This window comes from Pseudomonas sp. JV245A (assembly GCF_032424515.1).
GTDB classification, from domain to species: Bacteria; Pseudomonadota; Gammaproteobacteria; order Pseudomonadales; family Pseudomonadaceae; genus Aquipseudomonas; species Aquipseudomonas protegens.
The window spans coordinates 88,809-98,580 of the sequence record NZ_VYKE01000005.1 but is presented as its reverse complement, the minus strand read 5'-3'; the positions used below and the strand labels follow the sequence as shown (position 1 = coordinate 98,580).

The window sequence follows — 9,772 nt, the reverse complement described above, 5'->3', positions numbered from 1 at the left end:
CGGTGCGGGCCAGCGGCCTGGCGGTACTGGAGCTGGAGGAAGACCCGCTGCGCGCCGTGGAAGCCATCGTGCGCCAGGCCGAACGGGCGGTGACCGAGGACAAGGCCGAAGTCATCTGCCTGGGCTGCGGCGGCATGGCCGGCCTGGATGAACAGATTCGCCAGCGCACCGGGGTGCCGGTGGTGGACGGAGTAACGGCAGCAGTGACCATTGCCGAGTCCCTGGTGCGTCTGGGGCTATCCACCTCCAAGGTACGCACCTATGCCACGCCCCGGCCCAAGCGAGTGCTGGGCTGGCCCTTGCGGGCGGGGCGCTGAGGCCGGCGGTACCTAGAGTCGTCGACAGGCCGGTTCCTACAAGGCGCTGAAGGCCTGAGCCAGGCCTTGCTCGGCGAACTGCTCAATGACGAAGTCGACAAAAGCCCGCGTCTTGCCCGGGAGCATCTTGTGCTCGGCGTAGTAGATCGAGGTAAAGCCATCGTCCACGTACCAGTCCGGCAGCACCCGTTGCAAGGCCCCGGAACGCAGGTAATTGACGGCAAACGGCATGCTCACCAAGGCCAGGCCCAGCCCTTGGGCCGCGGCGATGCAGGCGGCCTCGGAATCGCTCATGGTCATGCTGGCCTTGAGCTCCAGCGGGCACATCAGCCCTCCCCGACCGGTCATCTGCCAGGTGCGGATGCGCCCGGTCTGGGGGGAGCGGATAAGAATCCCCCGGCAATGCCGCAGGTCTTCGGGCCCGTTGATCGGTGCCCGCCCCCGCAGGTAATCGGCACTTGCCACCAGCACCCGGTGAGCCGGTGACAGTCGCCGGGCGACCACTCCCTGGGGCAATTCGAAACCGCCGCCAATGGCCGCATCGAAACCTTGGCCGATCAGGTCCACCTGGCGGTTGTCGAAATGCCAGTCGGGATGAATATCCGGGTAGCGGCGCAAAAAGGCGCCGAGCATCGGCACTATGTACAGCCCGCCGAACACTGTACCCATGCTGACCTTGAGCGTCCCCGCCGGGCGCCCCTGGGCATCGGCCAGGGTGCTGACCGCGTTCTGGATGGTCTGCAGGCTGTCGGCGACTTCCGCGAGGAACAGGTGGCCGGCCTCGGTCAGGGTCAGGCGCCGGGTACTGCGCTGGAACAGGCGCACACCAACCCGGGTTTCCAGCTTGGCCACGCTCTTGCCCACCGCCGCCGGGGTCAGCCCGAGCCGCCGCGCCGCCTCGGCAAAGCTGCCGACTTCAGCGCTGCGGACAAAACATTCGATACTGCTGAAGGCTTCCATAAGAGCCACTCTAAACTTCTGGTTTACACAGAGTATAGGGATTACCGGCTACTCAGAGGCTAACCAGCGGCAGATACTCGCTCCAAGCACAAGGCACCCGGCCTTGAATCTCTGGAGAAGCACATGAGCACATATGACCTCAGCGGCAAAGTAGCCTTGATCCAAGGCGGTTCCCGTGGCATTGGCGCAGCCATTGTCGAGCGCTTGGCGGCAGAAGGCGCCAGCGTTGCCTTTACCTACGTCAGTTCGGCGAGCAAGGCCCAGGCCCTGCAGGACAGCATCATCGCCAAGGGTGGCAAGGCCCTGGCGATCCACGCCGACAGCGCCGACGCCGAGGCCATCCGCCGAGCAGTGAACGACAGCGTCAAGACCTTTGGCCGCCTCGATATCCTGGTCAACAACGCCGGGGTGCTGGCCATCGCACCCTTGGACGAGTTCAAGCTGGAGGACTTCGACCAGACCCTGGCGATCAACGTGCGCAGCGTATTCATCGCCACCCAGGAAGCCGCACGACACATGGGCGAAGGTGGGCGCATCATCAACATCGGCAGCACCAACGCCGACCGCATGCCCTTCGCCGGTGGCGGCCCCTACGCCATGAGCAAAGCCGCACTGGTGGGCCTGACCAAGGGCCTGGCCCGGGACCTGGGCCCGCGGGGCATCACCATCAACAACGTCCAGCCCGGCCCGGTGGACACCGACATGAACCCGGCGGACAGTGACTTCGCCGCGAGCCTGATGAACCTGATGGCTATCCGCCGTTATGGCCATGCCGAGGAAGTCGCCGGTTTCGTCGCCTACCTGGCCAGTGCCGAAGCGGGCTACATCACCGGCGCCAGCCTGACTATCGACGGTGGCTTCGGCGCCTGATCCTCACCCGCATAAAAAAGCCGGGCCGGGGCTCTACGCCCCGGCCCGGCCGGCGTGCAACCGGTGCGCAGGATCAATCAGGGTTCGCGGCGCATACGATGTTGATGATTCGATCAGGCACAAAGATGAACTTCAGCAAGCGCCCGCCAGACAGCCAGCGCTGCACCGTTGCATCCTCCAGCACCTGAGCCTTCACCGCCTCTTCCGTCATCCCCCGCTGCAGCATGATGCGAGTCCGCAACTTGCCATTGATGGAGACCGGGCATTCAAACTGCGCCTCATACAGCACACTTTCGTCGGCGACGGGATAGCCGCAATCAAGGATCGACCGCGAGTGCCCCAGCGCCTCGGACCACAGCTCTTCAGTAATGAACGGCGCATAGGGGTGCAACAGCTTGAGCAACAGCTCCAGCACACCACGCTTATGGCACTGCAAGACGCTGAGCTGGTTCACGCAGATCATCAGAGCGGCAATCGCAGTGTTGTAGGACATATCCTCGGTGGCACGCCCCACCTTGGCAATCGCCGTGTGCACCGCCTTGAGTTCCTCGTCGCCGGGCTCAAGGTCATCCACGATCACCGCGCCCTCCTCGTCCAGAAACAGGCGCCAGACCTTCTGCAGGAACTTGTGCGGGCCATCGATGGATTGCGTCGACCAGATGGCGGTCTGGTCGATCGGCCCGAGGAACATTTCATGCAGGCGGAAGGTATCGGCCCCGTAGACCTCGATCAGGTCATCGGGGTTGACCACGTTGTACTTGGACTTGGACATCTTTTCCGACAGGCGATCACACAGGAACACGCCCTTGGAGCAGACAAACGTGCCTTCGGTGTAGGTCTGGCGCCATGTGCGAAGAGCGTCGATATCCACCTGGTTCTTGTCATTCACCATGCTGATATCGACATACAGCGGCTGAACGTCCCGCCCGTCCTTGAGATCGGCGGAGACGAATTCATGGGTCGCCTTGTCCCGATAGATGATCGCCGAGACGCCGAGGATCATGCCTTGGCACAGGACCCGCTTGAAGGGTTCGGAAAAACTCAGCAAGCCGCGATCCTTGAGGAAATGCGTCCAGAAGCGCGAGTACAGCAGGTGGCCGGTGGCATGCTCGGATCCGCCGACATACAGATCCACGGCCTGCCAGTAGGCCAGCGCCTCCTTCGACACGGGCTCATGGCTGTTGGTCGGATCCATGTACCTGAGGAAGTACCAGCTCGACCCGGCCCAACCGGGCATGGTGGTGGTTTCATACTTAAAGCCGCGGTAGCGCCAGCTACTGGCTCGCTCCAAGGGGGGCTCACCCTCGCTGGTCGGCAGGAAGGCCTCGATATCGGGCAGGGTCACCGGCAGGTCCTGCTCGGGAACCACGCGAGCAATGCCCTGCTCGTCGTAGTACACCGGGATCGGCTCGCCCCAATAGCGCTGGCGGCCAAAAATCGCATCGCGGATGCGGTAATTGAAGGTGCGCTTGGCGGTTCCGGTCGCCACCAGGCGCTGCAGAATCCACTCGGTGGCCTCGGCACGCAGCATGCCCGTGGCTTCCTGAGAGTTGATCAGGCGGCCTTCATTGATCAGGAACGGCTTGGCGGCCTGCTCTGCCCCCTCATAGATATGCACCACGGGCAGATCGAAGGCCTGGGCAAAGTTGAAATCCCGTTGGTCTCCGGAAGGTACCGCCATGATGGCGCCCGTGCCGTAATCGGCCAGGACGTAGTCGGCAATCCAGATCGGCAGGTTTTCGCCGGTCAAGGGGTGGACGGCGTAGGCGCCGGTGAACTGGCCGGTGATCCGCTCGGCCTTGGCCATCCGTTCGCGCTCGGAGCGCAAGGCCGCTTCTTCGCGGTAATTGGCCACTGCAAGCTTGAGAGGCGCTGAGGTGATTGCCTCGACGGCATCATGCTCAGGCGCCAGCACCAGGAACGTCGCGCCATACAGCGTATCGGGGCGGGTGGTAAAGACCTTGATCGCGATCTGCGAATCACGCACCTGGAAATCAATTTCCGCGCCCTGGGATTTGCCGATCCAGTTGCGCTGCATGTCCTTCAAGGCTTCCGGCCAATCCAGGCTATCGAGCCCCTCCAGCAGGCGGTCGGCATAGGCGGAAATCCGCAGCATCCACTGCTTCATCATCTTTTTCTGAACCGGGTGGCCACCCCGCTCGGAAAAACCGTCCTTGATTTCGTCGTTGGCCAGCACCGTGCCCAGGGCCGGGCACCAGTTCACATAAGAGTCGGCGCGATACGCCAATCGGTAGTTCATCAGGAACTCCGACTGCTGCAAAGGCGAGAAAGCGGCCCACTGTTGCGCGCTGATGGTTGTGGTCCGCGAATCAGACCAGGCATTCACCCCGGCATTGCCGGATTGTTCAAAACGCTGGATCAGGGTATCGACAGGCTGGGCCTGGTGGGTATCGAGGCAGAACCAACTGTCGAACAGTTGGGAGAATATCCACTGCGTCCAGTGATAGTACTGAGCATCGGAAGTCTTGATCTCGCGGTCCGGGTCATAACAGAAACCCAGTTTTCTCAACTGCGACTTGAACGTGGCAATGTTCTTGTCAGTGGTTACTCTTGGGTGCTGTCCGGTTTCGATTGCATACTGTTCCGCGGGTAATCCGAAAGAGTCGAAACCCATGGGATGCAAAACATTGAAACCGGCCATTCGTTTAAAACGACTATATACGTCAGTCGCAATATATCCGCGCGGATGCCCAACATGCAGACCGGCACCCGAAGGATAAGGAAACATGTCAAGGCAATAATATTTAGGCAGAGAAGTATCTAGTTCAACGGAGTAATGCTTTTCATTTTCCCAGCGAGCGAGCCATTTATCTTCTATCTTCCTGATACTTTCCGTCTTCATGAACAACTCCTGAAAAATGCCGCACGCACTCATTTACGAGGGCGGAATATATTACAGTCGACTACCATTCGCAACGCGCGGCAGATTGCTTTAGGAGACGCATTTAATGTTCGAATAAGCTGTTTTCGGGTTTGCGCCCAAGCATATAGGTACACCCTTGTTGAGCATTAGATCTGCCGCAGATTGCCCAGTTGCGATCATCTCGTTCAGCGCTTGCAGATAACCGCTCTCAAGCTTGGATGCTCCCTGATACTGCAACCCCTGGGCGGCCAGCCCGACCAGGCGTCCAATCCCTTCGGCCAGCGAGTTTCCCGCCCCATCGACCCCGGCCATGCCGAACTCCGCCGCCTGGGCATACTTGCGATTCAACTCGGAAGGCGCCTGCGCGCCGAGCATGTCCAACGCGGCATCAAGCGCCTCTTCGCTATAGGCCAGGCCCTTCCAGAAGGCCGCGAGTGAAGCGGCGAAGTGAGGTGCACAGGTATCGGCCGAGCGAAACTCGACAATGTTCTTCAGCCGGGCCTCAGGGTAGAGGGTACCCAGATGCATGATCCAATCCTGAAGCGTGGCAGCGCCCGAGGCAGCCCCCAGGCGCATGTAGTCGCGAAAACTCAGGTCGTTCATGTGGATCAACTGCCCTTCACGCTGAATGAACAGCAGTGGTTTCTCCAGGGCCCAGTCAACATAGTGCTCAAAGGCATGGGCGCTGAAGTGTGCGCGCAACATGAACTCGGGAATCCCGGAGCGTTGTTGATCGAATTGGGTCCAGGCATGCATCCGATGACTCTTATAGCGGCTGGTGACCGCCGAAAAGTACGGAGAGTTGGCGAACAAGGCGACGATGTAAGGCTGACAGGCAACCCCCAACTGCAACAACTTGCCCGCATGCTGCTCGGAGAAGTAGTCGACGGAAATCTGCATCGAGGCCGTCATCTTCTGCCCGGCCGAGGCCCCCGAGACCTTTTCCAGGATAGGCATCATGTGCAAGTAGCGAGTACGCGGCACCGTCGCCACCGACGCCACGCCCCCGTAGGGCCGATAACCGATGGGCAGCAACGAAATGGCCAGGCCCTGGCAGACCCGATCCAGTTCCCGCAGAAACACTTCGAGTTCGATCACAACATCGGACACCAGACGCAACGCCGATGAAGAGAACTCCACCTGGCCACCAGGCTCCAGGCTGATGACCGTGCCGCCGCGCCTCAAACCGATGATCAAGCCATCGTCATAAACGGGCGAGTAGCCGTATCCCAGCAAGCCCTTGAAGATGCTCGACAGGCTGCGCAAGCCAAAAAACGGCACACTCAGGGAAGTCGCCTTATCAATCAGGATCAACTCGTATTCAAGTCCGATCAATGCCGAAGTCCGGCGTTTGATATGCCGATGAAAATAGGCAATACAATCTTCCTTGGTGATGGCTCTTGCGCCCAATACTTCCAGCAATTCAGCGGCCATATTGATTTCCTCCTACTAAGCCAGCAGATCCTGGAGATCAGTGAGTGCCATCACTAACGTGTCGATATCTTTGCGACTGTTGTAAAGATGCATCGAGACCCGCAAGGCGCCATTAATTCCACTGTTGCGGTAGAGCGGCTGGTTGCACTGGTAGCCGGAACTCAGTGCAATGTCGTAACGATCGGAAAGAATCCGCGAGACAAATCCGATATCCACCTTGCCGACGGCAACCAGAGGAAAAATCGGCAGGTGCTGCGGCCCGATGGGGAAGGCGATTTCAATATTGCGCACCGATTGAATCTGCGACAGGAAATAGCGCTCCAGATCCTCATCGTGGTCTTGAACCCACTGCCCGCCCAAGCTGTTTATATAGTCGACCGCCGCCCCCAGCCCGATGGCCCCTTCAATGTTCGGCGTGCCGGCCTCGAACCGACCGGGGCCGGATTGATAACTGACATCACCCTGCCCCACTTTGTTGACCATGCCGCCACCATAGCGATAGCTCTGCATCGACGCCTGCAGATCACGCCGCATGTACAGCACGCCAACCCCCGAGGGGCCGAACATCTTGTGCCCGGAAAGGGCGAGAAAATCACAACCGATCTGCCCGACATTGACCGGGATATGGCCAACGGTCTGCGCCGCGTCCAGCAGGCTCAACGCCCCCCGTGCCCGGGCGATCTGACAGATCTGCCTGACGGGTTGCACGTTGCCGGTGACATTCGATGCGTGGCAGACCGCGACCAGACGGGCCGGATCGGCGGCGAGCAACGAATCCAGATGATCCAGGTCGATACAACCGTTCTGATCCAGACGGGCAACCGTGACTCGACACCTGGACAACCAGGGCAGGAGATTGGAATGGTGCTCCAGGGGCGAAACCACGACATGGTCGCCATTGCCCAACGCCAGCCCATGGGCGAGCAGATTGATCGAGTCCGTGCAATTGGCGGTAAAGACCACTTCATCGGCGCTGCACCCCAGAAAGCAGGCCAGCTTGTTGCGCGACGACTCAAACAGTTGGGTGGACAACTGAGCATACTGATGATTGGAGCGCCCGACATTGCTACCGGCATGCAGGTAAAAATCAGTGATGGCGCTGATCACCGACGCGGGTTTCAACGAGGTGGATGAACTGTCCAGGTAGATCCGCTGATTATCCCGAAAGAACGGAAAGTCACTGCGCGCATCCGGCAACACCATGCATTTCACATCCAAGGCTTGCATAACATTCTCTCTTTTTTTATTGAGGGACGACTCTTCACGGACCCGCTATTTGATAATCGCGAACTTTCCCGAGGCTTGTGGCGCAATGCTTGGAACGGCCATTGATTCAACAGTACGCATGCGGCCAAACCAGCCACGCAGGCACCGCTCAACGGCCGGCAGGTCGGCGTCGTATTCCGGGACATCGGAAACGTAAAACAGCGTGACCTTGTGCTCGGTCACCTGCAGTTGATACTGCCGGACCCAAGGCGCGGAAACGGCGAACAGCTCATCAAGATCGGCGAGGGTCTTGAGCTCCCCATCATCGGTCACCAGGCAGTCCCTGATACGGCCATGCAGCTTCAGCAAAGGAATGTCATCCACGGCGCCGAAGACCCTATTCGACCACTCACCTTCCGGCACTTCGACAAGATCCCCGGTGGCATAGCGCAACAAAGGCATCAGCGGGTTTTTCCAGGACGTGACAATCAACTCGAACAGATTGCGCCGGGCCAGGTACGGTTTGAGTTCGACCAATGTGTCGTGGCCACAACGGACGAAAGTGCCACTGCGGTTCTGCATGAACAGTACGCCCAGCTCCGTCGAGCCATACATGCTCAGAACCGGCAAACCATAGGCGCTCTCGATGAGCCGGCGAACATTGGCGGTCATGTACTCGTAGGAAGCTGCGATGTAGTCAGGGATGTACAGAGGCTCAGTAATCCGGTACTGCGCACGCTTGCTCAGGAAGATCGCGAGATAGGTCGGATCTATCTCCAGTAGCTTTGGCGCAAACATCCGCAGTTCCGCATCAATGCGCTGGATATCGGTGAGCGTCCAGCGCGTAGGGTCCGGATGCGTATTGAGGCTCAGCACCCCATTGTGGATGCGCTGCTGGTAGTCCGGGTCGTCAAGAAAGCACGACACCGCGGAACAGGCCGCCGTCGTCAGTACTGCTTTCCTGTCATGCTCCATCGAATAACCAACCATGTCCGCCACCCGCTGATAGGCGCGCGTGAACTCACGTCCCCACCAGCCCTTGTAGCGAATGATCTGGAGAATCTGGGAGCTGCTCCCGGAGGTATTGGCGAACTCCACATCGCCGCCCTCGATGCCGACACGCATCGCCTGGGTCATGAAGTTTCCAGGAAACCCGGAAATGATTGCCTTCTTGTCCAGCAGCGGAATACCGGCGGGGTCGCCCGCCTTGAAGAATAAATCGAGGCGCTTCATCAAAGGCTGATAAAGGGGCACCTGGAAGTGTTCAATTGACATGTTGCCGACTCCTTGTGGCAGCCTCACTGGCGAATGTTTTCCATATCTGCAGGTGCTCGGGATGATTGAGCAGGGTCTTTTCTATATGCCCCTGCAGCCCCAGGACGAAATGCTCGTGACTGGCCAGCTCGACCGCCTCGATCACCCCATCGGCAGCCCTCGCGCAGGCTCTCAAGCCTGGCGCCAGGCGCTTGATCGCCTGGTGGTGCACCGACGAAACGCTGAAACTGCGCTTGTCGATAATCCGATAGAGCCGGCTCTGCGGGTCGACGTCCACAGGGTGATAGTTGATCCAGCCATCGGGGTCGATCCCGTGCTCGACCCCTCGATCGGGGATCTCCTGATACAGCGAGCCGCCTTCGGCAACGTTGATCAATTGCAGGCCTCGGCAAACGCCGAGAATCGGTAGCTGTCGTGACCTGGCCTGCCGGTACAAGGCCAACTCCAGTACGTCACGATCCTTGTCGGGACTGAGCATCAGCGGCCGCTTGTAAGGCTCGCCAACCCCTGATACCTGCGCCGAATAGCTGACCTCGCAATCCTCGCCGTAATGGCTCGGACAAAGGTCCTGACCGGAGCCCAGCAACAGTCCATCGGCCATGGCGAACAGGCGCTCCAACGCCTCAACGGGCATCCCCGGCACCACCACCAGCGGAACACAGCCCAGGCTGATCAGCAGCTCGGTGAAACTGCAATTGAGAACATTCATCGCCAAGGCAGCGGAGTGATTGATAGCCAGCCGCTGGCGTGCGGCGCTGATGAGAATAACGGGCTGCATCATTCAATTCCCTGAATAGGTACCTGCACAGCGCCTACGCGCAGTGCC

General features: G+C 59.7%; 8 protein-coding genes. 2 read left to right on the top strand and 6 right to left on the bottom strand.

The genetic code is table 11. The features are described 5' to 3' along the window. Nucleotides 1-317 (top strand): aspartate/glutamate racemase family protein (locus F6S12_RS03005; protein WP_315868703.1); only part of this gene is annotated, 317 nt, incomplete at its 5' end. A gap of 36 nt (nt 318-353) precedes the next feature. Here the strand turns inward: F6S12_RS03005 and F6S12_RS03000 are convergent. Next, entirely contained in the window at nt 354-1,277 is a 924-nt protein-coding gene (locus F6S12_RS03000; protein WP_047336124.1) for a LysR family transcriptional regulator, read from the bottom strand. Nucleotides 1,278-1,400: 123 nt separating this feature from the next. Between F6S12_RS03000 and F6S12_RS02995 the strand changes: the two genes are divergently transcribed. After that, complete coding sequence (locus tag F6S12_RS02995; protein ID WP_015634734.1) at nt 1,401-2,147, top strand: 3-oxoacyl-ACP reductase family protein; 747 nt, start codon at nt 1,401-1,403, stop codon at nt 2,145-2,147. Between the two features lie 73 nt (nt 2,148-2,220). Here the strand turns inward: F6S12_RS02995 and leuS are convergent, their stop codons facing one another. From leuS to F6S12_RS02970, 5 genes are all read right to left on the bottom strand, one after another. Next, nucleotides 2,221-5,010, bottom strand: coding sequence for a leucine--tRNA ligase (gene leuS, locus F6S12_RS02990; RefSeq protein WP_315868702.1), 2,790 nt, complete (start codon nt 5,008-5,010; stop codon nt 2,221-2,223). 90 nt (nt 5,011-5,100) lie between these two features. Next, complete coding sequence (locus F6S12_RS02985) at nt 5,101-6,465, bottom strand: glutamate-cysteine ligase family protein (protein WP_053150011.1); 1,365 nt, start codon at nt 6,463-6,465, stop codon at nt 5,101-5,103. A 15-nt stretch (nt 6,466-6,480) separates the two neighbouring features. Further along, nucleotides 6,481-7,692, bottom strand: coding sequence for an aminotransferase class V-fold PLP-dependent enzyme (locus F6S12_RS02980; protein ID WP_052914315.1), 1,212 nt, complete (start codon nt 7,690-7,692; stop codon nt 6,481-6,483). 45 nt (nt 7,693-7,737) lie between these two features. Further along, nucleotides 7,738-8,946, bottom strand: coding sequence for a hypothetical protein (locus F6S12_RS02975; RefSeq protein ID WP_053150007.1), 1,209 nt, complete (start codon nt 8,944-8,946; stop codon nt 7,738-7,740). After that, a complete protein-coding gene (locus tag F6S12_RS02970) occupies nt 8,936-9,727 on the bottom strand; it encodes a gamma-glutamyl-gamma-aminobutyrate hydrolase family protein (RefSeq protein ID WP_077933630.1) in 792 nt (263 codons plus the stop codon). The genes F6S12_RS02975 and F6S12_RS02970 overlap by 11 nt, the downstream gene beginning before the upstream one ends. Between the last annotated feature and the right edge of the window lie 45 nt (nt 9,728-9,772).

Bases quoted from the DNA above. Each gene is read 5' to 3' on its own strand.
- F6S12_RS03000 (WP_047336124.1), bottom strand. From the start codon at position 1,277: ATGGAAGCCTTCAGCAGTATCGAATGTTTTGTCCGCAGCGCTGAAGTC.
- F6S12_RS02995 (WP_015634734.1), top strand. From the start codon at position 1,401: ATGAGCACATATGACCTCAGCGGCAAAGTAGCCTTGATCCAAGGCGGT.
- leuS (WP_315868702.1), bottom strand. From the start codon at position 5,010: ATGAAGACGGAAAGTATCAGGAAGATAGAAGATAAATGGCTCGCTCGC.
- F6S12_RS02985 (WP_053150011.1), bottom strand. From the start codon at position 6,465: ATGGCCGCTGAATTGCTGGAAGTATTGGGCGCAAGAGCCATCACCAAG.
- F6S12_RS02980 (WP_052914315.1), bottom strand. From the start codon at position 7,692: ATGCAAGCCTTGGATGTGAAATGCATGGTGTTGCCGGATGCGCGCAGT.
- F6S12_RS02975 (WP_053150007.1), bottom strand. From the start codon at position 8,946: ATGTCAATTGAACACTTCCAGGTGCCCCTTTATCAGCCTTTGATGAAG.
- F6S12_RS02970 (WP_077933630.1), bottom strand. From the start codon at position 9,727: ATGATGCAGCCCGTTATTCTCATCAGCGCCGCACGCCAGCGGCTGGCT.